26 protein-coding genes are annotated in these 26,237 nt (G+C 54.1%); 2 read left to right on the top strand and 24 right to left on the bottom strand.

Annotation, left to right across the window (positions count from 1 at the left end):
- Positions 1 to 359 precede the first annotated feature (359 nt).
- The 13 genes from yjcO to alsR all read right to left on the bottom strand — a co-directional run bounded on the left by yjcO (position 360) and on the right by alsR (position 16,914).
- Positions 360 to 1,049, bottom strand: a complete 690-nt coding sequence (yjcO, locus tag ACJHWT_RS08085) for a Sel1 family TPR-like repeat protein YjcO (protein ID WP_000719886.1) — start codon at positions 1,047 to 1,049, stop codon at positions 360 to 362.
- 93 nt (positions 1,050 to 1,142) lie between these two features.
- Entirely contained in the window at positions 1,143 to 3,290 is a 2,148-nt protein-coding gene (fdhF, locus tag ACJHWT_RS08080; protein WP_077249496.1) for a formate dehydrogenase subunit alpha, read from the bottom strand.
- Between the two features lie 197 nt (positions 3,291 to 3,487).
- Positions 3,488 to 4,954, bottom strand: coding sequence for a multidrug efflux transporter outer membrane subunit MdtP (gene mdtP, locus ACJHWT_RS08075; RefSeq protein WP_065203387.1), 1,467 nt, complete (start codon positions 4,952 to 4,954; stop codon positions 3,488 to 3,490).
- Positions 4,951 to 7,002, bottom strand: a complete 2,052-nt coding sequence (gene mdtO / locus ACJHWT_RS08070; RefSeq protein ID WP_001275226.1) for a multidrug efflux transporter permease subunit MdtO — start codon at positions 7,000 to 7,002, stop codon at positions 4,951 to 4,953. The genes mdtP and mdtO overlap by 4 nt, the downstream gene beginning before the upstream one ends.
- Entirely contained in the window at positions 7,002 to 8,033 is a 1,032-nt protein-coding gene (gene mdtN, locus ACJHWT_RS08065) for a multidrug efflux transporter periplasmic adaptor subunit MdtN (protein WP_000446365.1), read from the bottom strand. Before mdtN ends, mdtO begins: the two co-directional genes overlap by 1 nt.
- Before the next feature lie 18 nt (positions 8,034 to 8,051).
- On the bottom strand, positions 8,052 to 8,327 hold the full coding sequence (locus ACJHWT_RS08060) for a YtcA family lipoprotein (RefSeq protein WP_001317551.1): 276 nt from the start codon (positions 8,325 to 8,327) through the stop codon (positions 8,052 to 8,054).
- A gap of 207 nt (positions 8,328 to 8,534) precedes the next feature.
- Complete coding sequence (gene yjcS, locus ACJHWT_RS08055; RefSeq protein ID WP_001317553.1) at positions 8,535 to 10,520, bottom strand: alkyl sulfatase YjcS; 1,986 nt, start codon at positions 10,518 to 10,520, stop codon at positions 8,535 to 8,537.
- Positions 10,521 to 10,792: 272 nt separating this feature from the next.
- A complete protein-coding gene (alsK, locus tag ACJHWT_RS08050) occupies positions 10,793 to 11,722 on the bottom strand; it encodes an allose kinase (RefSeq protein WP_001171673.1) in 930 nt (309 codons plus the stop codon).
- Positions 11,706 to 12,401, bottom strand: a complete 696-nt coding sequence (gene alsE, locus ACJHWT_RS08045) for a D-allulose-6-phosphate 3-epimerase (RefSeq protein ID WP_001317554.1) — start codon at positions 12,399 to 12,401, stop codon at positions 11,706 to 11,708. The genes alsK and alsE overlap by 17 nt, the downstream gene beginning before the upstream one ends.
- A gap of 10 nt (positions 12,402 to 12,411) precedes the next feature.
- Entirely contained in the window at positions 12,412 to 13,392 is a 981-nt protein-coding gene (alsC, locus tag ACJHWT_RS08040) for a D-allose ABC transporter permease (protein WP_000507104.1), read from the bottom strand.
- Positions 13,371 to 14,903: a D-allose ABC transporter ATP-binding protein AlsA gene (gene alsA / locus ACJHWT_RS08035; protein WP_000235265.1), complete on the bottom strand. Its 1,533-nt coding sequence runs from the start codon at positions 14,901 to 14,903 to the stop codon at positions 13,371 to 13,373. The genes alsC and alsA overlap by 22 nt, the downstream gene beginning before the upstream one ends.
- A gap of 126 nt (positions 14,904 to 15,029) precedes the next feature.
- A complete protein-coding gene (gene alsB / locus ACJHWT_RS08030) occupies positions 15,030 to 15,965 on the bottom strand; it encodes a D-allose transporter substrate-binding protein (protein ID WP_001361478.1) in 936 nt (311 codons plus the stop codon).
- A gap of 58 nt (positions 15,966 to 16,023) precedes the next feature.
- Positions 16,024 to 16,914, bottom strand: coding sequence for a D-allose utilization transcriptional regulator AlsR (gene alsR, locus ACJHWT_RS08025; protein WP_000083218.1), 891 nt, complete (start codon positions 16,912 to 16,914; stop codon positions 16,024 to 16,026).
- Between the two features lie 358 nt (positions 16,915 to 17,272).
- Here alsR and rpiB point away from each other — a divergent pair, with 358 nt between their 5' ends.
- Positions 17,273 to 17,722 (top strand): bifunctional allose-6-phosphate isomerase/ribose-5-phosphate isomerase RpiB, encoded by a 450-nt coding sequence (rpiB, locus tag ACJHWT_RS08020; protein ID WP_000716792.1) that lies wholly within the window; start codon positions 17,273 to 17,275, stop codon positions 17,720 to 17,722.
- A gap of 68 nt (positions 17,723 to 17,790) precedes the next feature.
- Positions 17,791 to 18,120, top strand: coding sequence for a DDRRRQL repeat protein YjdP (gene yjdP / locus ACJHWT_RS08015; protein ID WP_000819746.1), 330 nt, complete (start codon positions 17,791 to 17,793; stop codon positions 18,118 to 18,120).
- A 27-nt stretch (positions 18,121 to 18,147) separates the two neighbouring features.
- Here yjdP and phnP read toward each other — a convergent pair whose 3' ends face one another.
- The 11 genes from phnP to phnF all read right to left on the bottom strand — a co-directional run bounded on the left by phnP (position 18,148) and on the right by phnF (position 26,226).
- Positions 18,148 to 18,906 carry a phosphonate metabolism protein PhnP gene (gene phnP / locus ACJHWT_RS08010; RefSeq protein ID WP_000059957.1) on the bottom strand — a complete coding sequence of 253 codons (759 nt, stop codon included), beginning with the start codon at positions 18,904 to 18,906 and terminating at the stop codon, positions 18,148 to 18,150.
- A 1-nt stretch (position 18,907) separates the two neighbouring features.
- On the bottom strand, positions 18,908 to 19,342 hold the full coding sequence (gene phnO, locus ACJHWT_RS08005) for an aminoalkylphosphonate N-acetyltransferase (protein WP_001110482.1): 435 nt from the start codon (positions 19,340 to 19,342) through the stop codon (positions 18,908 to 18,910).
- Positions 19,329 to 19,886 (bottom strand): ribose 1,5-bisphosphokinase, encoded by a 558-nt coding sequence (gene phnN, locus ACJHWT_RS08000; RefSeq protein WP_000145994.1) that lies wholly within the window; start codon positions 19,884 to 19,886, stop codon positions 19,329 to 19,331. Before phnN ends, phnO begins: the two co-directional genes overlap by 14 nt.
- Positions 19,886 to 21,022 carry an alpha-D-ribose 1-methylphosphonate 5-triphosphate diphosphatase gene (gene phnM / locus ACJHWT_RS07995; RefSeq protein WP_000586314.1) on the bottom strand — a complete coding sequence of 379 codons (1,137 nt, stop codon included), beginning with the start codon at positions 21,020 to 21,022 and terminating at the stop codon, positions 19,886 to 19,888. The genes phnN and phnM overlap by 1 nt, the downstream gene beginning before the upstream one ends.
- Positions 21,019 to 21,699 carry a phosphonate C-P lyase system protein PhnL gene (gene phnL, locus ACJHWT_RS07990; protein ID WP_000611436.1) on the bottom strand — a complete coding sequence of 227 codons (681 nt, stop codon included), beginning with the start codon at positions 21,697 to 21,699 and terminating at the stop codon, positions 21,019 to 21,021. Before phnL ends, phnM begins: the two co-directional genes overlap by 4 nt.
- A gap of 110 nt (positions 21,700 to 21,809) precedes the next feature.
- A complete protein-coding gene (gene phnK, locus ACJHWT_RS07985) occupies positions 21,810 to 22,568 on the bottom strand; it encodes a phosphonate C-P lyase system protein PhnK (protein ID WP_001075536.1) in 759 nt (252 codons plus the stop codon).
- Positions 22,565 to 23,410 carry an alpha-D-ribose 1-methylphosphonate 5-phosphate C-P-lyase PhnJ gene (gene phnJ / locus ACJHWT_RS07980; RefSeq protein WP_000002294.1) on the bottom strand — a complete coding sequence of 282 codons (846 nt, stop codon included), beginning with the start codon at positions 23,408 to 23,410 and terminating at the stop codon, positions 22,565 to 22,567. The genes phnK and phnJ overlap by 4 nt, the downstream gene beginning before the upstream one ends.
- Entirely contained in the window at positions 23,403 to 24,467 is a 1,065-nt protein-coding gene (phnI, locus tag ACJHWT_RS07975) for an alpha-D-ribose 1-methylphosphonate 5-triphosphate synthase subunit PhnI (protein ID WP_001317555.1), read from the bottom strand. The genes phnJ and phnI overlap by 8 nt, the downstream gene beginning before the upstream one ends.
- The gene (gene phnH / locus ACJHWT_RS07970) at positions 24,467 to 25,051 is read right to left on the bottom strand and encodes a phosphonate C-P lyase system protein PhnH (protein WP_000171616.1); all 585 of its coding nucleotides are present in this window, start codon (positions 25,049 to 25,051) and stop codon (positions 24,467 to 24,469) included. The genes phnI and phnH overlap by 1 nt, the downstream gene beginning before the upstream one ends.
- A complete protein-coding gene (phnG, locus tag ACJHWT_RS07965; protein ID WP_065203386.1) occupies positions 25,048 to 25,500 on the bottom strand; it encodes a phosphonate C-P lyase system protein PhnG in 453 nt (150 codons plus the stop codon). Before phnG ends, phnH begins: the two co-directional genes overlap by 4 nt.
- Positions 25,501 to 26,226, bottom strand: coding sequence for a phosphonate metabolism transcriptional regulator PhnF (gene phnF, locus ACJHWT_RS07960; protein WP_001317556.1), 726 nt, complete (start codon positions 26,224 to 26,226; stop codon positions 25,501 to 25,503).
- Between the last annotated feature and the right edge of the window lie 11 nt (positions 26,227 to 26,237).

Raw genomic sequence — 26,237 nt, 5'->3', positions numbered from 1 at the left:
CGCGTCTTATCAGGCCTACGCCAGACTGCGCAATAGCTTGATTTAGGGTGATTTTGTAGGTCGGATAAGGCGTTTACGCCGCATCCGACATCAATATCTGATGCGACGCTTGCCGCGTCTTATCAGGCCTACGCCAGACTGCGCAATAGCTTGATTTAGGGTGATTTTGTAGGTCGGATAAGGCGTTTACGCCGCATCCGACATCAATATCTGATGCGACGCTTACCGCGTCTTATCAGGCCTACGCCAGACTGCGCAATAGCCTGATTTAGCGTGATTTTGTAGGTCGGATAAGGCGTTTACGCCGCATCCGACATCAATGCCTGATGCGACGCTTGCCGCGTCTTATCAGGCCTACCTTAACCGTTAGTTAATTTTTCAAACTCTTCACACCCGGTATCAAACCCTTCCATACAGCTCAGATTTAACCAGTGCAGCGCCTTTTGTTTGTTCTTCTCGATAAAACCTTCTTCACCGTTTAAGAACATCATTCCCGCCCAGTACTCGGAATAACCGGTTCGGGAAATCGCAGAGCTGCGTTTGAAATACCAGGTTGCCTTGTCATCGTCGGCCTTAATGCCCACGCCGTTGGCGTAAATCAAACCAAGCAGCATTTGGGCATCGACGGCAGAGTCGTTCTCCAGATCTTCCGAAGCGTTTTCTAACAGCGAAATCGCCTTTGGATAATCCGGTTTACCCGCTTGCGTATTTACCAGAATATGCGCCAGCGTTACTTCACCTTCTTTACTGCCCGCTTGCGCTGCTTTCTCTGCAAGAACTTTTGCTTGTGGATAGTCCAGACTGACCGGATTGGTGATTTTGATCTGCGCCAACAGCGCGCAGGCATCAGCATCACCGCTGTCGGCGGCTTTCTGTGCCCAATATTCGGCTTTGCTCAAATCGCCGGAGCTAAACCAGCTGTCGGCAAGAAAATATTGTGCGCGTCGGTCCCCGGCCTCTGCTGCCTTTAAATACTGGCTGCCAGGCTCGGAGTCGTTCGCGTGGGCAAAGAATGTTAAAAACAACATCAATGCGATAATTTTTTTCATTTTGATAATACGATTGGGTAGGGAGTAACCAGTATAAAGAGTTCGAATGGATAAAAAAACAGCCTCCGAAAGGAGGCTGTAGAAAGGACTGTATTACGCCAGTGCCGCTTCGCGCAGGCGAGTTTTCAACTTGTTGTACTCGTCAATCACGTACTGCTCGGCGGCGCGCTGATCGGCGATCGGCTCGACGCGCACGGCGCAGTATTTGTATTCCGGCGTTTTCGTAATCGGGCTTAAGTTTTCGGTAACCAGCTCGTTACAGGCACCAATCCACCACTGGTAGGTCATGTAAATCGCCCCTTTGTTCGGACGATCGCTGACCTGCGCACGGGTGATAATTTTGCCTTTACGCGAGTGCACCCAAACCAATGCCTCATCTTCAATACCCAGACGTTTGGCGTCTTCGGTATTGATTTGTGCGTAGCCAGGTTCATCAGCCAGCGCCGCCAGTGCCGCACAGTTACCGGTCATCGAACGGCAAGAGTAGTGACCAACTTCACGCACCGTTGACAGTACCATCGGGTACTCGTCGGTGAGTTTGTCGATTGGCGCTACCCAGTCGCAGGTGAAGAACTGCGCCAGACCGTTCGGGGTATCAAACTTCTCTTTAAACAGATAAGAAGTCCCCTGATCGGTATCTGAAGTATCGCGGCAAGGCCACTGAATGAAGCCCAGTTCGCCCATTTTTTCGTAAGTCGCACCGTAGAAATCCGGGCACAGATGACGCAACTCATCCCAGATCTCCTGGGTGTTGTTGTAGTGCATCGGATAACCCATACGGGTGGCGATTTCACTGATAATCTGCCAGTCCGTTTTCAGATCCCATTTCGGTTCAACCGCTTTGAAGAAACGCTGGAAGCCACGGTCAGCCGCAGTAAACACGCCTTCATGCTCGCCCCACGACGTTGACGGTAAAATAACATCCGCCGCCGACGCGGTTTTGGTCATAAAGATGTCCTGAACGATGACCAGTTCCAGATCTTCAAAGGCTTTACGTACTGCCGACAGCTCCGCGTCAGTTTGCAGCGGATCTTCGCCCATAATGTACGCGGCACGCACTTCGCCATGCGCTGCGCGGTGCGGCAGCTCGCTGATGCGATAGCCGGTATGAGCAGGCAGGCTTTCCACGCCCCAGGCTTTGGCGAATTTCTCGCGGTTAGCCGGATCTTTCACGTACTGGTATCCCGGATACGTATCCGGCAGCGCGCCCATATCGCAGGCACCCTGCACGTTGTTCTGACCACGAACCGGGTTTACACCCGCATGCGGCTTACCGAGGTTACCAGTCAGCATCGCGAGGCTGGTCAGAGAACGCACGGTTTCCACGCCCTGGTAGAACTGGGTTACACCCATGCCCCACAGGATGGCGGCGCTTTTCGCCTGGGCATACATCCGCGCCGCCTGACGAATCTCACTGGCGCTGACGCCGGTGATATCTTCAACCGACTCCGGCGTGTAGCCTTCAACGATTTTACGATACTCTTCAAAGCCTTCTGTACGGGAAGCGACGAAAGCTTTGTCGTACAGGTTTTCTTCAATAATGACATGACCCATCGCATTCAACAGCGCGATGTTCGAGCCGTTTTTCAGTGCAATGTGCATGTCAGCAATGCGCGCGGTTTCAATTTTGCGCGGATCGCAGACGATAATTTTCGCCCCGTTACGTTTAGCGTTAATTACGTGGTTCGCCACGATTGGGTGGGAATCCGCCGGGTTGTACCCGAAAACGAACACTAAATCGGTATTATCAATTTCGTTAATAGCATTGCTCATTGCGCCATTACCGACCGATTGGTGCAGACCTGCAACCGATGGGCCGTGTCAGACACGAGCGCAGCAGTCAACGTTATTGGTACCAATAACGGCGCGCGCAAATTTTTGCATTACATAGTTGGTTTCGTTACCCGTACCACGCGAGGAGCCGGTCGTCTGGATGGCATCCGGACCGTACTTCTCTTTGATGGCGCTCAGGCGCTCGGCAACGTAATTCAGTGCCTCATCCCAGGAAACAGGTTCGAGTTTGCCGCCACGCTGGCGACGGATCATGGGGGTTTTCAGGCGCGGGGTCAGGATCTGGGTATCGTTAATGAAGTCCCAGCCATAATAACCCTTCAGACACAGGGTACCCTGGTTGGTTTTCCCCTGCGCTGCCTCCGCCCGGACGATTTTGCCGTTATCGACGACCAGGTTGATTTTGCAACCTGATGCGCAATAGGGGCAAACCGTGACGACTTTTTTCATCGGTCTCGCTCCAGTTAATCAAATCACGCATACGCGCTCTCGACTACAGTATGCATCTTTTATGCCACATTTTATTTGGGGTCATTCCCTGATATTACGGGCACTATTTATTCAAAACTCTGACGAAAAACAGGCTGTCGTCAGTTTTGACGTGACGAAACGAAATACCGCGTGACAGCCATCACGCGGCAGACATTTTATTTTTTCTCGACGACGGGAGCCGCCTGATACCCGCCGCCCAGCGATTTCATCAACTGAATGCTTTGGATCACCCGGCGGCTGTCCAGCATCAGTAATGACATCTCTTCGGCAAGCACTGGCAACCGGGCTTCGGTGGCCTGTAAGCGGCTGGTTAAGCCGCGCTGATAAGCGGCCTCGGCTGCGCGCTGGGTGAAGCGCGTTGCTTCCACGCGTTCCGCCTGCATCTCTCGCTCGTCGTTGAGGGTTTGCAGACGTGTGCCGTTGACGGCAACGTCACGCACCGCGTTCAATACTGACTGGTTGTAACGTTCAATCATCATGTTGCTGGCGGTGCGAGTGCCTTCGAGATTGGCATTCAACCGTTCACCGTCAAACAGCGGCAATTTCAGACCCGGGATGAAGTTGAACTGGCGACTGGTTTTTTTGAATAAGGTATCCAGGTGGATGGAGTCCAGACCGAAAAACGCTTTGATATCAAAGCTCGGGTAGAACAGCGCCCGCGCGGAATCCACCTGATCTAATGACGCCTGAACATACCAGCGCATGGCTTGCAGATCCGGGCGTCTGGCGAGCAACTCATAAGAGAGCGTTGCCGGAATGCCGGTCTGTACTCGTGGTAATGCCACCGGTTTGATCTCCGGCATATCGCTGGCTCCCGCGCCAATCAATGCACGCAGAGATTCTCGCGTTTCAGTGATTTGCCCTTTGACGGCAGCAATTTGTTTATCGACCGCCAGAATCTGTGCCCGCGCGCCGTGGAAAGGCACTTGCGCTTCCAGACCGTGCGCCACTTTACTCTGGTGCGCTTTCACCGCGTAATCAATCACATCGCGAGTTTGTTCTAACAGATCGAGCATCTGATAGCTGGCCTGCATACTGTAATAAAGCTGCGCTACGCCCGTGGTCAGCGATAGCTCTACTGCTGCGGTTTCTGCCAGCGCGGCATTATGCGCGCCAATGGCGGCAGCAACCGCTGAGCGATGCACACCCCACAAATCGAGATCCAGTCCGGCAAACAAACCGACTGTGGCTTCCGTATAGTACGGCCCGTCCATACCCAGTGCTGGCGCATCCATCGCATAAGGGCTTAAAAAGCCGTTCGCCGAGACGCGTTGGCGGTTGAGCATCCCTAACGCTGCGACCTGTAATTGTGAACCGGCATCTAACAAATCGGCCTGCGACTGCGCTTTTTCTTCCAGCAGTTTCGCTTCGGCGAGGGTGTGTGAACCACTTAGCGTCCGTTGGATCAGGGCATCCAACTGCGGGTCATTGAGTTGTTTCCACCACTGCGCCTGCGGCCAGCCGGAGCTGGCAAGATGAATATCATCGGCCAGTTTGATTTGTTCCGGTTTGAGCTGTTGATGAGGCGCAGAATCCTTACGTACCAGGGCACAGCCGGAAATCAGCGTCGTGCTGCCGAGAATGCTGCACAACAGCAGGCGTGAAAGTTGACGATTGATCATTGCGTGGCTCCTTGTACCTGTTCCGTGGCGGGCGTTAATGCCGGGGCTGTCCAGTCTGGCAAGCGGGCGAAAAGCTGGCAGACGTGTTGCTCCTGTTTTAATAAGGTGGGCAGGATGGCCTGCGAGGCGGGTGTCTCTTCAAGCGTTATTTGAGGAGAACGGCTGAGTGCGGTTGCCAGACCGGCGGCGTATTTCTCCAGGGCGTCGGCAAACTGACCTGCTCTGTCCGGCTGTAGTGCGTTATCCAGCGCCTGCGCCGAGTTCCAGGTTGCATCCCAGGCGTGAAGAATATCGCGGCCCTGACGAATAACCGTTTGCGAACGTTCAATCAGTAAAGCGCGTTCTTCGCTGTCCAGTTGACGCTCCAGCGCCACGCGTTGGCACATCTCTTCACAGGCATTAAACGCCGCATGCAGACCTATGCGAATTTGCAGAAAAGTGCGCAGAGCAGTGACTTCCTGCTGGCGTGGGATCCGCATTACTTTACTCAACATACCCAGCGCGCCAGCCAGTTTTTGCGGCAGCGTGCGCGCTTCACTTTCAGGCCAGACAAAGGTGTAAATCACCGCGGACACCACGGTACCAATGATGATACCCAGGGCGCGATCGCGAATTTCCACCAGGTCGTACACCGGGCCAAAAACGTTTTCGAGCGTGGCGAGCGCGAAGGTGACCACCATCTGTGTGCCGATATAAGAAGAGCGTTCAGAGCTGGTGGCAATCCATGCACCCAACAGGAAAATCGGTGCCAGCACAAATAGCAATTCGACAATATTGTCCAGCCAGGGCATGACCAGCAGCGTGAATAACAGCGCCAGAATTGCACCGCAGAAGGCACCGCCAAAACGCAGCGCCATTTTCTGATACGACGAACCAACATTCGGGTTAGCGACGATCACGCAGGTCAGCATACAGGTGTGAATGCCTTCCCAGTCCACGCCGCTGTAGAAGGTGTAACAGATCAAACAGGCGAGCAGCGTTTTTACCGCGTAGCGCATATAGTCTGGATTGGTAAAAGCGTCGGCGACCATTGATGGCGGTTTGGTGGCGGGCGTTGGCGGCGTATTCGGGTCCATCTGACCCAGTTGCAATAACGTCTGGCAGATATTCTCCAGGTTACATTCCCGTGCCGCCATCGCTTCACTTTCAGTGATCCGCCAGTCGCTTTGCCAGCACTGACCTTCGGCAATGGCATGCTGCAGCTTGTTGATTTCTGAGGCTAATTTTTGCCGAAATTCAATAATTGCCTGAGAATCAGCAAAAGAGGTGGGATCGTAGCGATTCAGCGTCGAGTAAATGTAGGTTACCGTTGCCACGCAGCTTAGCCACCATGCGCTCTGAGTTCGCCAGTTGGCATCGTCCGCGAGGCAAAAGACATTGAGTTTTTGCAGCGCCAGCGCCTCTCTTTCAATCCGCGTTTCGGGTAGCGGTGCGAGGCTGTCCGTCAGGTGGCTAATGGCATCATCAAGCCGATCATTAAGCGCCTGATGCATCTGCGTGATAGCGCGGCTGGGAAACCACAGCACGCCGATTAACGTCATCAGCAAGGTTGGATAGAGGCCGACAACGATACACCACAGGGTTAAGCGCACGACCACTTCCGGATAGTCGAGCATGGCGGGGAAGGTTTGCCCGTAAATAGCGACTATGGCGACGGCGAAAAAGACCAGCCCCAACCGATGGGTGCGCATCAAAAACATACAGCCCATCAGGATCGGTCCGGCGATGATCAATCGGATCAACGGTTCGCCGTATGACCATTTGTAGATCAAAAACAGGCTGCCGATCTCCAGCACCGTGGCAACCACAAACAAGATCGCGACAAATTTGGTGTAAAACGCGTTCGACTGAATACCGTAAAACAGCACTGCCAGCGATAACGCCACAAAAGGGATCTCAAAGGTCATCGAGATCAGAATTACCAGCAGGCAGCCTACCCAGAGTTGCACGGTCTGCGGCACGCGACCTGGCCGCCGCTCGCTTAACTCTTCATGAAAGAACGCCAGCAGCCTGACCACCGGTAATGGCAGGGAGTTGAGCGCGCTCATTATTGCGGCTCAAGATTAGCGACTGCCGAAGCGCCGATGCGGAACATTTCCGGGTCAGGTTTATCGACCATGATTTTGACTGGAAAACGCTGGGCAACGCGGACCCAGTTAATAGAACGAGACACTTTCGGCAGGCCGCCCAGCACCAGGCCGCCGTCATCCGGTAGCACGCCGTAGCCAATCGAATCCACTTTACCCTCGAAGGTTTTGCCGCTGTCGCTCATCAGGCGAATGGTTGCGGGTGTACCTGAGCGAATATTTTTCAGATCGGTTTCGCGGAAGTTGGCGATCACGTACCAGTGACGAGTGTCGATTAGGGTAAAAATAGGGCGCATGGCAGAAGCAAATTGCCCGACGGAGGTTTTGAGGGAAATGACCCGGCCATCAAACGGCGCGCGAACGGTCGCCATTTCCAGATGCAGTTTGGTCAGGGCAATATCCGCTTCGACTGCCGCACGCTGCGCCACCAGCGCATCCACGCCGCTGACGGCGCTGGCGGCTGACTGCGCCTGCAACAATACGGCATTAAGATCCGCTTCTGCCGCACGCTGTGCGGTTCTTGCACGGTCAACCTCTTCCGCAGAAACAAAACCTTCTCGCAGTAGCGGTTCGGTACGGCGTAACGTATCGCTGGCTTGTTTCGCGGCGGCACGGGCTTTTTCTACCGTGGCATTAACCGAGTCGGCACCAAACTGTTGTGCGTCAACGCTACGCTGGGTGAGCATAATTTGCTTATCCAGCGCCGCGAGGGAGGCTTCAGCTTTCGCCAGATTGGCTTCGTACGGGCGCGGATCAATGCGGAACAGCAAATCGCCCTGTTTCACCGCCTGGTTGTCGGTGACCGCCAGTTCTACAATGCGACCGCTGACTTCCGGCACCACATCAATGGTATCTGCTGACGCGTAAGCGTCATTAGTTGATGGCGCACTGTCTACGCGCCAGATAACGAAAACAAGGGCAACCAGCGCCAACGCAACCACTAACAGAGCAGGGAATTTACTGCGAGGAGCTTTTTTCGGCGTACTTTCCATGAGCGCGTCTCAAATAGATTAGAAAAATGCCAGCCAGAACAGCATGGCGTAGAGAGCAAAAAGGGCGGTATAAATAATTCCGACAAATGCCAGATTGATATTTGTCCGCTGAATAATTCGCCTCGTGATGAGCGTCAAAATAAGGCTGGCAATGGCGCAGAAAAACCAGCCGGGATAATAAGCGCCGATCACCGGGATTGCCGGAGATAATGAGCATCCCGAAACCATGAAGACGGGAATTATCCAGGCTGTTTTTTTGAGTTGCATCGCCATGCGAGAGAGAACTGTTGGCATATTAAATACATCCTGTCTGCTGCGAACAATATCTGTAGTGAATATCAATATCCATTGAAGGCGTCAGTATGGCTATTTTCTCGATGAATAAAAATAGCTTTATTCAGCCACCGCATTCATAACTTATATATTTTATTTATTAATTGGCTGTATATATTTTTAAAGCAAATGCTTTGGGGGCTTCAGCGCCCCCAAAAGCGAGTGACATTAATTTGGGGTTACGATATTCACCCACAAATCGAAATTATCCAGACAGGCGATAATTTCTTCCAGTTTCGCGCCATTGCCAATAATTTTGGCTTTCTTCGCTTTCACCAGATCGGCCATTTTAGCCTGTCCGGTCAGCACGGCGTGCAGATCTTCACGGCTAATGTAGAAAGAGGCGTCGGCTTGCGATTGCAGCGTTTTACGGTAGTTAAGCACGCTATCGTTCAGCATCAGGTTGAGGTTATCGCCGTTGCTCATATTGAAGTTCAGGCTGATATTTTTACCTGCGGCTTTCGTGCTATCGAGGCGAACGGCCATAAAGTCGAACAGCATTTCGACCGACATCCCACGAATGGTGTCCGGGGAACCGGTGGTGCCGTGGCTGAACTTATGTACCCCTTCGCGCAGCTCTTTCGCGCCGGTCAGGTAGAAACCGCGCCATGTGGCGGACTCGGCCTGATAGCCCAGCTGTTCAAAGTTATCCGCTTGCAGATTCTTCGCGACCTGGTCACCCGGGTTGGCGGCAATCACCTGTTTCAGCAGTTCTGCCGACCAGCGGTAATCACCTTGCTTGTTCGCTTCTTGCGCCAGGTTGATGACGCGGGCAGAACCGCCCAGCGCTTTCACGTAACGTTTACCCATCTCCACCTGACCATACGGATGCAGGTTAGCCGGGTTACCGTCGTAATAGCCAAGATAGAAGTTATACACCGCGCGGGCGTTGTGGCTGACAGAACCGTAATAGCCGCGGCTGGCCCAGTTATTGGCAAGCGCAGGCGGCAGCTTAATCATGTCGCCGATTTCATTCATGGTGTAGCCCTGGTTCGCCAGGTGCAGGGTCTGGTCGTGAATGTACTTGATAGTATCGCGATATTTACCAATATAATCATTGATATGCTTATTGCCCCAGACCGGCCAGGTGTGCGGCATAAACAGTACTTCCGCGTCGTTACCCCACATATCCAGCGTTTCGTTCAGGTACTCGGTCCACTTGCTGGTATCGCGGGTTTTCGCGCCGCGCAGAGTGTAGAAGTTGTGCAGGGTATGCGTGGCGTTCTCGGCGGTACACAGGGCTTTCAGGGCCGGAATATAGAAGTGCATTTCGGCTGGCGCTTCGCTACCAGGGGTCATAAGGAAGTCAAATTCCAGGCCGTCGATAATCATCTTCTCGCCAGTTCTGACGATAGTTTTAGTCGGTGCAATAATGCTCGGGTCGCCCGTTGCCAGCGTCACGCCCAGGCCGTTGCCCACGTTGCCTTGCGCGTTGTGCGGCAGTAACAGACCGTAAGAGTAGAGCGCACGGCGGCTCATGATGTTACCCGCCAGCACGTTTTCGCTGATGGCTTCGTCCATAAAGCCAGCTGGAGCAATCACCTGAACTTTGCCGGATTTAACATCGGCTTCAGAGATGATGCCTTTCACGCCGCCATAGTGGTCGGCGTGGCTGTGGGTATAGATAACGGCAATAATGGGTTTTTGCGGACGATGCTGGAAGTAAAGGTCAAGTGCGGCTTTTGCGGCAGGTGGCGTCACCAGTGGGTCAATAACAATAATGCCTTTCTCGCCCTCAACGAACGTAATGTTAGAGATATCCTGGCCGCGCATCTGATACATTTTATCGGTGACTTTGAACAGGCCTGAAATGCCGTTGATCTGCGACTGACGCCACAGGCTGGGGTTTACGGTTTCCGGCGCAGCGGCATTAATATCAAATTTGTAATCATTCGCGCGGTAGTAAATTTTACCGTTCGCATCACGCAGAATACCTTCATCCAGCAGCGGAGCGATAAATCCACGCTGGGCATCGTCAAAATCCTGACGATCGCTAAACGGTAATGATTTGGCGTAATTCTGATTAACCTGTTGGGTATATTGAGTGGCGGCTTTCGCTTCATCTGTTGCGTAAGCGGTATTTATCATCATGCCGCTGGCGGCAGTGAACGCAATAACAATCCTGCTCAAACGGAATAACCGAGAGTTATTCATATAAATCTCCATTTATCATTTATGTCGTAAATATGTAATCCATGCAAAATACGTCATTTAAAGCTGGCGTTATCATAATTCTGAAATTGCGACTTTAATAAGTGGAAGTGTGAGCGGAACGAGCCATTTTATTAGGCATTTGTGCTGAAGAGGGAAAATTACAGTAGAACTATCATTGCTGGGAATAATATGGGCTGTTTTATGTAATTATTATATATATTGTACCTGTCGTTGGCACAGCGGGACATTGCGCTACTGTGCCAACGCTTTACTCATGGGACTTTAGCACAGGACTGTGGCAAAAAACGTTGATGCGCCAATATTGCTGCACCCTGAGCGCCATTAAAGTCAGAAGATGAGGCGGCAATAAAGCGCACAACCTGATACGGCAGTGGACGGCGCAGGTACTTTTGGGTCATGGCAATGAGAGTCTCGCGTGGGAAGGCGGGCATATCCATCACGCCACCGCCCAGAATCACCGCATCGGGATCGAACAGATTAATGCTGGTGGCAATGGCTCGTGCCGCGTTTTCAAGCAGACTCTGGACGAAAGGGGCGTTTTCCGCATGGACGAAAAGATCGCTCAATGGGTAATTTCGGGGCTGTTGTTCGTACCAGCGTCTTAGCGCCATTCCAGAGCAATTGGTTTCCAGGCACCCAGGATTACCACACGCGCAGTGTTGGGTCATATCTCCCAGGGGGATATGGCCCAGTTCGCCTGCCACACCGTGCGCACCCGTCCACGGCGCACCGTTCATCCACACTGCGAACCCCATCCCCGTACCGAGATAGGCTGCCAGAACCAGTTGTTGCGTAAGGCGATTTTCTACTACGTCCCAGGAGAGTTGCAGGTTAACGTCGCGGGAAAACTCAACCGGACAATTCAGCGTATTTTCGAGCTTATCGGCGAGATCATATAAATCTGCCGCTGTTAACGGCAGGTTAGGCGTAGAAATAATGGTGCGTTTATCTTTACTGACCAGCGCCGGAAATCCCATCACCAGACCATGACAGCGAGCGTTAAAGCGCCTGAGTTGCTCGTCAATCATTTCGCCGATACCCGACACCAGGTCGGGAGCAATAACTTCTGCGGTCCGCTTTTTTTCGCAGTGTAGCGTTTCACCTTCTGCTGTCCGCAGACAAAAGCGGATATGCGTTGCCCCCATATCCACGCCCGCTACGACGTTATGCTGTTTTTGCATGAGGCTGTACCTCGCTTTTTGCAGCCAGAATCTGCGCGGTCATAATTCTCCATGCTTCGTCGATATTTTCCGCATGATTAAACAGGCCGGAAGTGCCGACGATAAAGACATCCGCCCCTGCCGCCATTAGTTTTTCGTAAGTTGCCTGGTTGCAGGAACCGTCCACCTCAATTTCGTACTCCAGACCTTCTCGTTCACGCCATGCCTTCAGTTCGGCAACTTTATCCAGCATTTCAGGAATGAAGGGTTGTCCGGCAAAACCGGGATCGACAGTCATGACCGTAATTTTATCAGCCTTATGGATATAGTATTTCATGGCCTCAACCGGCGTTTCCGGATTAAGAATCAGCCCCACTTTCATGCCATGACGGCGGATTTCATCAATCAGGCGGAATGCCTGACCGTTGATAGTTTCCGGATGCAAAGTGATGAAATCAGCTCCTGCACGTGCCAGTTGAGCAATGTAATCCTGCGGACGCGTTACCATCAGATGGCAGTCGAGCGGTTTACTCGCCAGTTTTTTTACCTGGCTTACGAAGAACGGTGAGAGCGTCAGATTCGGCACAAAGTGGCCGTCCATGATATCGATGTGAAAGTAATCGGCATGGTTGTCGATAAATTCGATCTGTTCTTTAAATTTCAGCAGATCCATACACATTAACGAGGGGGAGATTTTCATGTTCAATTCCTTACTTACTGATAAGACGGTCAAGGGCGACAGCCGCGATAATTAATCCGCCCATCACCACCAGTTGGTAATAGGTTTGTACCTGCAAAATATTCAGACCGTTGTTGATAGTGCCGATGATCAACCCGCCAATCACCACAGAGAAAATGCGCCCCTTGCCGCCGAAGAAACTGGTGCCGCCAATGATGGCGCTGGCAATGGCATAGGTTTCAAACCCCATACCGGCAAGCGGTTCTGCGGCACCGAGTCGTGCAGTTGAGACGACGCCTGCCAGACCTGCACAAACACCGGAGATGATAAACACCACCAGGATGTGGAATTTCACGTCAATCCCGGAATAGAACGCCGAGTTTTTGTTGCCGCCCAGTGCGTAGATGTTGCGTCCGAGCCGCATACGCGTTGTCAGAAACCAAAGGATGAGCGCGACAATTAGCGAGAAGATAACGGGGACAGGTATCCCAATTACGCTGGCGGCAAAGAAGTTCACGAAGTCAAATGAGAAGCCGTATACCGAGTTGGCATCGGAGATCACCAGCGTGATCCCACGGAAAATAGCGTTGGTGCCAAGGGTGATAATGAACGGGTGTAGTCCCGTCCAGTTGACCAGGCAGCCGTTGATCGCCCCCAGTGCGCCGCCAACCAGTACACCGCCAATTAGCGCCGCGAGAAACGGATCAATACCTGCCAACATCAGTTTAGCGGTCACCATACCGGAAAGCGCCAGAATCGCGCCAACCGAAAGGTCGATACCGGCGACCAGGATAGCGAAGAATTCCCCCATGCCGATCAGTACCGTCACGGAGCTTTGCACAAAAATCTGGGTAATATTATTGGTGGTCAGAAAATATTCTGGCGACAGCGAACCAAAAATGGCGACGATGATCGCCAGGATAAAAAAGGTGCCGTATTTATCCCAGAACAGCGCAAAGTTGAACGGTTTCTTCTCGCTCGCTTCGCTTTTTACTCTTGTGGTAAAGCCCATGCCATAATCTCCTCTTCGCTCATGTCATCGCGATTCGTCAGGATTTTCGTCAGTCGTCCTTCGCAGAACACGGCGATGCGGTCGCAGACGGTGATAATTTCAGGTAATTCAGATGACACCATCAGGATGACTTTTCCGTCGTCCGCCAGTTGGCGCATCACTTTGTAAATTTCGGCTTTCGCGCCAACGTCGATGCCACGGGTAGGTTCATCGAAAATGATCACTTCCGGGTGACAGCACAGCCATTTGGAGATCAGGACTTTCTGCTGGTTACCGCCGGAGAGTTCAGTGATGTTCTGGTTTACCGAATGACATTTCAGCGCCAGCAGTTCGCGCTGGGCTTCAGCGGTACGTTGCTCGTCAACTTCATGAAACAACCCCATCGCGCCTTTATAGCCGCCGTCTTTCAGACTGCGGCTGATAGCTATGTTCTGAGCGATAGAAAAGTTGGGGAAAAAGCCGTTATCCCGGCGGCTTTCAGTGATGTAAGCCATCCCTTTTTTCACGGCATCCAGGGGAGAACGTGGAGAGATATCTTTGCCATTAAGACGGATTTCTCCGCCAGCGCGTTTATCAACGCCAAACAGGCAGTTCATCAGTTCAGTACGTCCGGAACCGACCAGTCCGGCAAAGCCTAATATTTCTCCCCGGCAGACGCTAAATGAGATATCCCGGACCTTTTTTCTGTCACGGCTGGTGACGTTGCGCACCTCAAAAACCGTATCGTGCGCAAGGTTGCTGACATTCTCCTTCATCGCGTTAAAACGGTTTTGCAGTTCGCGACCTACCATCAGACGGACGATATCGTCATTTGACACATCGCTCACCATGCCGCTGCAAACGCTGCTGCCGTCTTTCATCACCGTATAGCGGTCGCAAATACGGCGAATTTCCGCCAATTTATGCGAGATATAGACGATGGCCGTACCCTCCTTACGCAACTGATTCATGATCAGAAACAAATAGTCCACCTCTTTATTGGTGAGTGAGGAGGTGGGTTCATCCATGATGATGACTTTGGCGTCGAGCATCAGCGTTTTGGCAATTTCCAGCATCTGCTTGTGGCTGATAGATAAATTCGCCACTTTCTCATCTAAATCAACTTTCAAGCCCACGCGTAATAACATCATGGCGGCGCGGACACGCATTTCTCGCCAGTCGATAATATTGACGCCACAGATTTTTTTCGTCAGATGACGACCAATATATAAATTTTCCAGTACGGTTAATTCATCAATAACGCTGAGTTCTTGATAAATAATCCCGATGCCGAGTTGTGCCGCTAATTTATGATCCAGTTTGTTATAGTTAATGTTATTAATGGTAATGGTGCCTTTGGTCGGCTCATGTATTCCGGATAAAACTTTCATTAGCGTGGATTTACCCGCGCCATTTTCTCCTAGTAATGAATGTATTTCACCAGGATAAACCGTTAAATTAACCGACTTTAATGCGTGAACCGGACCAAAGGACTTGCCGATCCCCGCCATCGATATATATGGCGTGGCCATAAATAACCTCTCTGCACGAAATATCGTATTATTGCCTGATGGCTACACTTATCAGGTCTACGTTCAGGTTATTTTGTTGGCCGGATAAGACACTTCATTAGCATCATCATCCGGCATCATTCAGTTTTATTGAGTGACCAGGATTGAATCGACCAGTTTAAATTCCGGTGCTTTATCCAGCGGGATAACCTTGCCGGATTTCTCAGCGTCAACCATCAGCTTCAGACCCGTTGCACCGATATCCGCCGGGTTCTGGGCAACCGTCGCGGTCATTTGTCCGGCTTCCACCATTTTGCGGGCTTCCGGAATGCCATCTGTACCGACGACCAACACTTTGCCCGTTTTTCCGGCGTTTGCGACTGCCTGAGCAACACCCATTGCCATCGTGTCATTCGCGCAATAGATCGCTTTAATATTCGGATTACGTTGCAACACGTTAGTGGCGACATCCAGTGCTTTAATACGGTCCCAGTCGGCAGGCTGGCTGGCGACAAGCTTGATCTGGCTTGCTTTTTTGAAGGCTTCGGTGGCACCATTACGACGCGCTTCACCGGAGGCGTTACCGGCTTTACCCTCAATGATTGCGACTTCACCCCCTTCGGCACCCAGCTTGTCAATAATGAATGACGCGCCTTTCGCCCCGACGGCAACATTATCGGTGGTGACAAAACCTTCCACATTACCGCCTGCTTTTTTCAGATTATCCATGTCGATTTTTTCATCGAGATTGACCAGATAAATGCCTTTTTTCCATGCGCGGGCGACAGGCATGACCAGGTTCACTGAGGATAATGGTGCGAAGGCGATACCTTTGTAATTTTTATTACTGAGATCTTCAAATAACTGCAATTGAGATTGAAAATCGCCTTCTGAAGGAGAGGCAAAAATATCAACGCTGACGCCCAGCGTTTTTGCTTCATCTTCAATGCCTTTTTTCATATCTACCCAAAATGGATTGGAGAGTGTTTTCAATACGACGGCATATTCGGCGGCAGCAAAAGCGCTGGTTGACAACATTAAGCCCACGAGTGTGCCGCTGAAATATTTCAGATATTTATTCATAATCATGTTCTCACGGTAAGGGGAGAGGTAACTCCGCGATGGCGGAATTACCTTTTTCTTATTTCAGCGCGCCTGGTGAGAAGAAATCAACAATTGCGCCGGTTTTTTGCATATTAATATTAGCTTGTTCAATGTTGAGCTGGGCGACAGAGACAAAAAACGCGTCCAGCAAAGTTAGTTGTAATATTCTTGCCGAGGCATTACGACCTAATAACGGTGTTTCCGGGGCCGGTGAGCAAATAATATAATCGGCCAGCTTCGCTATCGGTGAATGGTAGCTATGCGTTATACAAATAATCTTTGCCCCGTTCTTTTTTGCCAGTTCTACAGCCGCTTTTACATCACTGGTTCGCCCGGAATGGGTCACCACCAGCACCACATCTCCTTCCTGTAACAACGAAGCAGACATCATCATGATGTGAGCGTCCGGATAGGCCTGGCAGCGTACGCCAATGCGTAAAAACTTGTGCTGTACATCAGCACAGATAGCATTTGATCCTCCGGCACCGTACAAATCCCGCTGTCTGGCCTGATAGAAAAAGCGGGCGGCACGGTGGATCTCATCAACGTTGACGATCGACTGACCTTCCATAATGGTGCGTAAAGTGATGTTAAATACTTTATTCACCACATCCTGCGGCGCTTCATCAAAAGCCAACTCGGAAGGCAATACTTGTTCTGACTGAGAAAAATAATATTCCAGCGCACTGCGTAAGTTACGAAAGCCGCTAAACCCCAGCAGCTTTGATACCTTAACGATCATCGCTTCAGATACCGCCAGAGCTTCTGCGACATCTTTAATTGCGGGTGCACAACTCAGGTTACCGGGTTTGAGTAACCACTCCACGATGCGGCTTTCGTTTTCTGTCATTCCTTCCTGCTTCATTCGCAGGTAAGGCGCTAACCCGATACCGTTCGGAAGCGCTGAATCAAACTCTGACTGGCTCATCACGTTCTCTTGTCCTTGAATTGAAGACGCCACTATATCACCACAGCAAGAACAGAAAAGATGCTGGCAACTTCACAAAAAAATAAAATTTATAAAGTTTGTTTTGTTGTGAATAATGGAGAGTGGCTTAAAATTTCATTTCATTTAATCACTTTAAAAACATGATGTTATTTGTTTTTCTGGTTTATTGGATGATAGATGTTGCTGGATAGTGAGTGTCTTTAACGCTATTGCGCTGCCAGATGTAACTCTGTAAAACAGATCAGGAAGGCGGATTTCATCGATTTTGGGTGTTTTTAATTCATTTACATCACAAATGTTTTTTGATTGTGAAGTTTTGCGCGGGCGGGGAAGATGAATGAAAAAGATTGCATTTGGCTGTGATCATGTCGGTTTCATTTTAAAACATGAAATAGTGGCACATTTAGTTGAGCGTGGCGTTGAAGTGATTGATAAAGGAACCTGGTCGTCAGAGCGTACTGATTATCCGCATTACGCCAGTCAAGTCGCACTGGCAGTTGCTGGCGGAGAGGCTGATGGCGGGATTTTGATTTGTGGCACTGGCGTCGGTATTTCGATAGCGGCGAACAAGTTTGCCGGAATTCGCGCGGTCGTTTGTAGCGAACCTTATTCCGCGCAACTTTCGCGGCAGCATAACGACACCAACGTGCTGGCTTTTGGTTCACGAGTGGTTGGCCTCGAACTGGCAAAAATGATTGTCGATGCGTGGCTGGGCGCACAGTACGAAGGCGGTCGTCATCAACAACGCGTGGAGGCGATTACGGCAATAGAGCAGCGGAGAAATTGAGATTCGTCCACTACTTGCATGGATGAGTAATGACTAATGTGGATAGAGTTTCTTTTTGAGGTTGGCTAATGAAACGCTTTCCGCTATTTCTTTTATTCACCCTGCTCACGCTGTCCACCGTTCCGGCCCAGGCCGATATTATCGACGACACCATTGGCAATATTCAGCAGGCGATTAACGACGCTTATAACCCTGACCGTGGGCGAGACTATGAAGATTCGCGCGACGACGGCTGGCAGCGTGAAGTGAGCGACGATCGGCGCAGACAATATGACGACCGCCGCCGCCAGTTTGAAGATCGCCGCAGGCAGCTGGACGATCGCCAGCGCCAGCTTGATCAGGAGCGTCGGCAACTGGAGGATGAAGAGCGGAGAATGGAAGATGAGTATGGGCGTTGATATAGGGGCCGGCGCGGGTATTTTCCCTCACGCCACCTCAATCTCCATCCCATCAAACCCCGCCTCAAACCCCGACGGCAGTGCGTTTTCCATCAGCCACGCATCAAACTGGTGGCTGATATGGGTCAGTATCACCCGTGGCGAGCGGATAACCTGATTCAGCGCAAGCACGGTATTTAAATCACAGTGATTACGCGGTGCATCCTCGCGCGGCGGGTGGCTGCAATCAATCACCATTACCTGTGGCTGATTATTGCGTAAAAATTTCAGCGTTTTTTCCGGCAGGCCTGCGGTGTCAGACAGCCACGCCACCCGGCTATGTGCCGTTTCCAGTAGATAGCCGAAAGTGAGTTTCGAATGGTTGAGCGGCAGCGGCGTGACCTGTAATCCCTGCAAATCAAACATCACAAATGGCTCCACCGTGTGGCTGAAATCAAGCAGGCCCGAATGTTTGAATAGATCGTCGCAGCCCTGTTCATCCGGCGGGCCGTAGACCGGGATCTGATCGCCCACGCCCCAGCGCAGCGGAAACAGCCCCTGCACGTGATCCATATGGTAGTGCGTCAGCAAAAACTGCTGGAACGATCCGGGCGACCAGCGATCGGCGAGATCGTGCCGCCCGGCGTCGATCAGGGTGATCGCGTCGTTAAACTTCACGACGCCGCTGCATGGCTGGCGGCGATACTGCGGTGAGCGCCGCGCTCTGACGCAGGCCACGCACTCACAGCCCCATGCGGGAACGCCCTGTGCGCCGCCAGTGCCAGTAAGTGTGAGGGTCAGGCTCATGTTACAGCACCTTGGTGAAGCGGAAGTGGCTCTGCTCGTAGCCTTCGCGCAGATAGAAACGGTGCGCGTCGTGGCGCTTGACGTTGGTGGAAAGCTCGGTCATTTCGGCCCCGGCCTGGCGGGCTTCTTCTTCTGCCCATGCCAGTAATTTACTGCCGACATTCAGACCGCGCGCCTGCGGCATCACCACCAGTTCCTGAATTTCGCCGATCCAGTTGACATGATGCAGATGAAACTGCAAATGCAGGCCGATCATGCCGACAACTTCGCCATCCAGCAGCGCCAGATGGTAGTGCATGTTCGGGTCGCGCAGGTTGGCGTTAAAGCCCACGCGAAACGCGTGGTGGTCAAACTCCGCCTGTTTTAGCTCACAAATCAGCGCGTAAACTGCGTCGGTATCGTACTGCGTGGCCGGGCGAAGCTCACAAGCAGGCATGGTGTTTCTCCTTCTGATGAATCAGCGTCAGCAGCGTGTCGACCGACTGGCGCAGGCTGCCGTCATTATTGAGCGTAAGACAATCCTGAGGAGTATAGCGGGCAGCGCGCGCCAGCCGGGCGTTAATTTCACTGGCATTTTCACGACCACGGTTTTCCAGGCGCTGGCGCAGGATCTCTGGCGAAACCTGTAAACAAACGGGCAGCAGCGCCGATTGATAGCGCGCCCGCGCCTGCGGCAGATGGGCGCGTGAGCCGTTGACCACCACGTCAAATCCAGCGTGCAGCCAGAGGTCAATCTCGACGCCGACGCCATAATACAGACCGTTAGCGTGCCAGCTTAAGGCCAGAAGGTTCTGCCCCGCGCGGGTAAAAAACTCCTGCTCGCTCAGGGCGATATGGTTTTCACTTCCGGCGCTGGCGGCGCGCGTGATGTAGCGATGCGCTACCAGTAGCTGAGTTTGTTCCCGCTGGCGGAGTTCCGTCAACAGACTGTCTTTTCCGGAGCCAGAGGCCCCCATTAACCAAATCAGTTTTCCCGTCATCAGAACACCCTTTTACCCTGACGCCAGACGTGGTCGATATGAATGTGATTGCCCTTGCGATGCGCCAGCACCAGGTCGGCGCGTTTGCCCTCGCCAATCACCCCGCGATCCTGAAGATTAAGCGCCTGCGCCGGATTTTTAGTCACCAGCTTCACCGCCTGCGGCAGCGTAAAGCGGTTGCTCTCGTCATCGGCGACGCGAAATGCCGCATCGAGCAGGCTGGCGGGGTAGTAGTCGGAAGAGAGGATATCCAGCAGGCCAAGCTGCGCCAGTTCACTGGCCGCCACGTTGCCGGAGTGCGAACCGCCGCGCACGATATTCGGTGCGCCCATCAGCACGTTCATGCCATGCTTGCGCGAGGCTTCTGCCGCTTCGAACGTGGTGGGAAATTCGGCGATTACGCTGCCAAGTTGGTGAGATTCAGCAACGTGGGCGTGCGTGGCGTCATCGTGGCTGGCGAGCGCAATGTGTCGCGCGCGGCACATTGCGGCGATGGTTTCGCGATTTGGCTGCGACCAGCGTGCGGCGAGCGCCAGCTGCTCTTCTTCATACTGCTGCATCTGCGCTTCGGTGAGCGAGTATTTGCCCTGATAATATTCGCGATACTTCTCGCGGTTAGCGAACTGGCGCTGGCCCGGCGAGTGATCCATCAGCGACACCAGCGTCACCGGTTCGCGCTGCACCAGTTTTTCAAACAGCGGCAGCGTGGTGTGATGCGGCAGTTCGCAGCGCAGATGCAGACGGTGCTCGGCGCGGTTGACGCCGCGTTTCTGCGTCTCTTCGATGGCGTTGATCATCTTCTCCAGATTCTCCAGCCGATCGCCGCCGTCGCGCACGTCGCCAATCGCCACCGCGTCCAGCACGGTGGTGATGCCGCTCGCCACCATCAGCGCGTCGTGGCTACTCATTGCCGAGTGGGCGGGCCAGTCCACTTTTGGACGCGGGGTGAAGAATTTATCCAGATTATCGGTATGCAGCTCAATCAGCCCCGGCAGCAGCCAGCCACCTTCGCCGTCCATCGCTTCCGGCTGGCGGCTCTGGCTTTCGGCAAAGGCGCGAATTTTGCCATCCTGTACTTCCAGTGAACCGTGCACCACTTCGTTTTCCAGCACCAGTTTGACGTTATTGATAATCATGAAGAGACTCCCATTGGGTGCAGGCGGTCGGCGACGTCATTGCGTACGGCTTCGTCATGGAAGATACCGACGATGGCCGCGCCACGGGCTTTGGCTTCGCGAATTAATTCCACCACCGCGGCGCTGTTTTTAGCGTCCAGCGAGGCGGTGGGTTCATCCAGCAGCAGAATCGGATAGTCGACGATAAAGCCACGGGCGATGTTGACGCGCTGCTGTTCGCCGCCGGAGAAGGTCGATGGTGCCAGGTGCCACAGGCGTTCAGGCACGTTCAGGCGCGTCAGTAATCGGGCGGCTTTAGCGGCGCAGGCTTCACGCGGTACGCCGGTATCGAGCAGAGGCTGCATCACCACTTCCAGTGCCGAAATACGCGGGATGACGCGCAGAAACTGGCTCACCCAGCCGATGGTGGTTTTGCGGATCTCCACCACTTTGCGGGCTGGCGCGGTGACCAGGTCTACCCATTCCTCACCGTGTTTGATCTGGATTTGCCCTTCGTCGGGCAGATAGTTGGCGTACAGCGAGCGCAGCAGGGTTGATTTTCCGCTGCCGGAGTGGCCGTGAAGCACCACGCATTCGCCTGCGTTGACGGTGAGCGAGGCACGTTGTAAGACGGGCAGGCGCACGCCGTTTTGCTGATGCAGGATGAAGGTTTTACTGACGTTTTGTACGTTAATCATTTTTCGCCTCGTGGTTCGGGTGTCGGATGCGACGCTGACGCGTCTTATCCGACCTACGGGGAGCGCATTTGTAGGCCGGATAAGGCGTTTACGCCGCATCCGGCACCGGCTCAATTCTGCAAAACCGATGACACCAGCAGTTGTGTATACGGATGGTGCGGGTCGTCGAGCACGCGGTCGGTTAACCCACTCTCCACCACTTGCCCCTGCTTCATCACCAGCAAACGGTCCGCCAGCAGGCGGGCGACGCCTAAATCGTGGGTGACAATCACCACCGCCAGGTTCAGCTCCACCACCAGGCCGCGCAGCAGGTCGAGCAGGCGCGCCTGCACAGATACATCCAGCCCGCCGGTTGGCTCGTCCATAAATACCAGCTTCGGATGCGTCACCAGGTTGCGGGCAATCTGCAAACGCTGCTGCATACCGCCGGAAAAGGTGGTCGGCAGGTCGTCGATCCGGTTGGCGGGAATTTCCACCTCTTCCAGCCACTTCTGCGCGGTGGCACGAATATCGCCGTAATGACGCGCCCCGGTCGCCATCAGCCGCTCGCCGATATTGCCGCCTGCCGACACCTGGCGGCGCAGGCCGTCGAGTGGATGCTGATGCACCACGCCCCATTCGGTGCGCAGCAGGCGACGGCGGTCGGCCTCGCTCATGCCATAGAGGGAACGGTTTTCATAGCGAATTTCCCCTTGCTGCGGCGTCAGGCGCGCGGAGATCGACTTCAGCAGCGTGGTCTTCCCGGAGCCGGATTCCCCGACGATGCCCAGCACTTCCCCCGGCCATAAATCAAAAGAGACATCGCTAAAGCCTTTGCCCGGCGCGTAAAGGTGGGTCAGGTTATTGACCGAAAGTAACGGTTGATTCATTGGCTTTTCGCCTCGCTCTGTTGGCGGCAATAATCGGTATCGGAGCAGACAAACATGCGGTTTCCGGCGTCATCCAGCACCACTTCATCAAGATAGCTGTGGGTCGATCCGCAGATGGCGCATGGCTCATTCCACTGCTGAACGGTGAACGGGTGATCGTCGAAATCGAGGCTTTCCACGCGGGTAAACGGCGGCACCGCATAGATGCGCTTCTCGCGCCCCGCGCCGAACAGTTGCAGGGCGGGCATCATGTTCATTTTCGGGTTATCAAATTTCGGGATCGGCGACGGGTCCATTACGTAGCGCCCGTTTACCTTCACCGGATAGGCGTAGGTGGTGGCGATATGACCGAAGCGGGCGATATCTTCATACAGCTTCACCTGCATCACGCCGTACTCCTCCAGCGCGTGCATGGTGCGGGTTTCCGTTTCGCGCGGCTCGATAAAGCGCAGCGGTTCGGGGATCGGCACCTGGAAAATAATGATCTGATCTTCGGTCAGCGGCGTTTCGGGGATGCGGTGGCGCGTCTGGATAAGCGTCGCATCGTCCGTACGTTCAGTGGTGTTTACCCCGGTCACGCGCTTAAAGAAGTTACGGATCGACACCGCGTTGGTGGTGTCGTCCGCGCCCTGGTCAATCACCTTCAGCACATCGCTTTCGCCAATCACGCTGGCGGTAAGCTGTATGCCGCCGGTTCCCCAGCCGTACGGCATCGGCATCTCGCGCCCGCCAAACGGCACCTGATAACCGGGGATCGCCACCGCTTTTAAGATGGCACGGCGGATCATGCGTTTGGTCTGCTCGTCGAGGTAGGCAAAGTTGTAGCCGCTCAGATTAGCCATGGTTCTGCTCCTGTTGCAGACGTTTGAGTAGCTCCAGTTCGGCCTGGAAATCGACGTAGTGGGGGAGTTTAAGGTGCGAGACAAAGCCTGCGGCTTCGACGTTGTCGGCATGCGCCAGCACGAACTCTTCATCCTGCGCCGGGCCTGTCGCGTGCTCGCCGTACTCCGGAGCCTGCAACGCACGGTCAACCAGCGCCATTGCCATCGCTTTGCGCTCGCTCATGCCGAACACCAGTCCGTAGCCGCGCGTGAAGTGCGGCGGCTCATCCGGCGGGTCGATAAAACCGTTGACCATTTCACATTCGGTCATCAGCAGTTCGCCGACGTTCACCGCAAATCCCAGCTCTTCCGGCACAATAGACACGTCGATATAGCCACTGCGGATCTCGCCCGCGAACGGGTGATTGCGCCCGTAACCACGCTGGGTGGAGTAGGCCAGCGCCAGCAAATAGCCTTCGTCCCCGCGCATTAATTGTTGCAGGCGGGAGGAGCGTGAGCAGGGGTAAACCGGCGGCGTGCGGGTGATGTCATCCGGCTGTGCGCCGCTATCTTCTTCAAACTTCGCCAGCCCCTGACGCGCCAGCAGGCTGAAAACGTGCGGCGACGGCTGTTGTGCGCTGTCGGCGGTGGTCAGCGTCGGCGCTTCGCCGTTTGCCAGCAGGGTGAAATCGAGCAGGCGATGGGTGTAGTCGTAGGTTGGGCCAAGCAGCTGGCCGCCGGGAATATCTTTATAAACCGCTGAAATACGCCGTTCGAGACGCATCTCCGTGGTGTCGAGCGGCTCGCTTACCGCCAGCTTCGCCAGCGTGGTGCGGTAGGCGCGTAGCAGGAAAATCGCTTCGACGTTATCGCCGCTGGCCTGTTTCAGCGCCAGCGCCGCCAGTTCGCGGTCGGCAATGCCGCCTTCGGTCATCACGCGATCTACTGCAAGATTAAGCTGCTGTTCAATCTGGGCGACGCTCAGTTCAGGCAAATCGGTATTGCCCCGGCGTCGGCTCTCTTGCAGGGCGTGGGCGGCGTCGATCGCCTTCTCGCCCCCTTTCACGGCAACGTACATCAGCACACCTCCACATGAGTGGTTCGCGGGATAGCCAGCAGCCGCTCGCCGCAGGTCAGGATCAGGTCGATGCCGAGCGGGAACGGGTGCGGGCGCTCGGTAAGTTCGTGCAGAATGCACTCCGGCAGCTGCGGGGCGATCATTCGTTCTTCGGCAATACCCGCGCCAGTAAGGCGCAGCATGCGCCCGCCGCTCAGGCTGACGACCTGTAAAATCAGCGTCGCGCCCGCTTCCGGCGCAACAGCGGTGCCGCTGGAAAGAGCGTTGAGCTGTTCGCTGGAAATCGCCTCATCCGTTACCGCGAAGGTCGCCAGTTCCGGCTGATTGACCAGCGGCGCGTTGGTATGAAAACGCAGGCTCTGGCTGACGATATCGTTACTTAATGGCGCAGAAAGCCACACCGGCGTGTCGTTATCGGCCAGCGTCAGCAGCACGCTGGTGGTGGCGATATTCAGCGGCTGCCAGCCGCGTTTGAGCTGATGCAGGGCGACAATCACGCCCGGCTCGCTCATGGCCTTTAACAGGCGACGAAAACTGTGCTGGGCATCCTGCACGGGAAGCATAAAAGCGGTTTCCAGGGTCATGCGTTGTCTCCGCGAACCATCGTAAAGAAGTCGACCCGGCTGGCGTTCACTTCGGCCTGGCGTGCGGCAATGCGTGCCATACGGTCAGCGTCCAGCGGGGCAATAAGGGTTTCTGATAAGTTTTGAAAATGGCGGGTTTGCTGCATCAGCGCGTCAATCAGCGTGCAGCGTTCGGCGTGCTGTTTGTCGCGCCCCAGCACCCAGCTGTAGCCGAGCGTGCCGTCAGTCAGGCGTACGGCGGCGCGGGTGAGCGTGGCGTCGCCAGCAAAAAAGCGTTCGCCGGTGCCACCCATCCGCGCCTGAATCTGCACCAGGCCGGTTTCAGCGGCGCGGATCACCTCATAGTCGGCGGTGATGTTCAGCGCGTTCAGGCGGGCTGCCAGTTCAGCCGGTTGGCTGTGTGCCAGTACGGACATCCAGTGCTGGCGGGTCGCGGTATCTGCGTGCATTCAGTGCTCCATAGTGAATTCAATCATGTCGGCGCGCGTCAGGCTGACGGAGTACTCCGCCGGGCTGCTTTCACCGTCACGGTGGTTAAGGGTGCGCACGCACAGCAGCGGCGACATATTCGGGATTTCAAGACGCTGGCACTCTTTGGCCTGGGCGCGGCGGGCGCTGATCCGCGTCTGGCTGCGGCGCAGCGCAATCCCCATTTGCTCGCGCAGAAAATCGTGCAGCGAGCCGCTGTCGAAGCGTTGCAGCGTCGGCCAGAGGGTGAGGTCCGCAAAGTAGTGGTCGATTAAACAGAGCGCGACGCCGTTGACCCGGCGCAGGGTGCGCAGGTGGATAACGTTCTCGCCCTCGGCGATCCCCAGCGCGTCAGCGACGTGACCGGAGGCCGGGCGCAGCACAGACAGCAGTTTTTCGCTGGTGGGATGGCTGCCCTGATCCAGCAGGTTCTGGCTAAAACGCGCCTGGGCGTTGAGCGGGTAATCGAACGGGCGCATCAGCACCAGCACGCCGACGCCCTGACGGCGCTGTACCCAGCCTTTTTCCACCAGTTGGTCAATGGCGCGGCGCAGGGTGTGGCGGTTCACCTCAAAGCGCGCCGCCAGTTGCTGCTCGGCGGGAAGATAGTCGCCGCAGCGGTAGTGTTGACGAAGCTCCTGCTCAAGTTTTGCGGCTATCTCCTGATAGCGTGTTGGGTAGCTGGTCGGATGTGTAGACAAGTGCATAGATATCAATG

Source organism: Escherichia sp. WS338 (genome assembly GCF_046486405.1).
Taxonomy (GTDB): Bacteria; Pseudomonadota; Gammaproteobacteria; order Enterobacterales; family Enterobacteriaceae; genus Escherichia; species Escherichia coli.
Note: the sequence above shows the minus strand (reverse complement) of the source record. Positions and strands in the feature narration are given on the sequence as shown.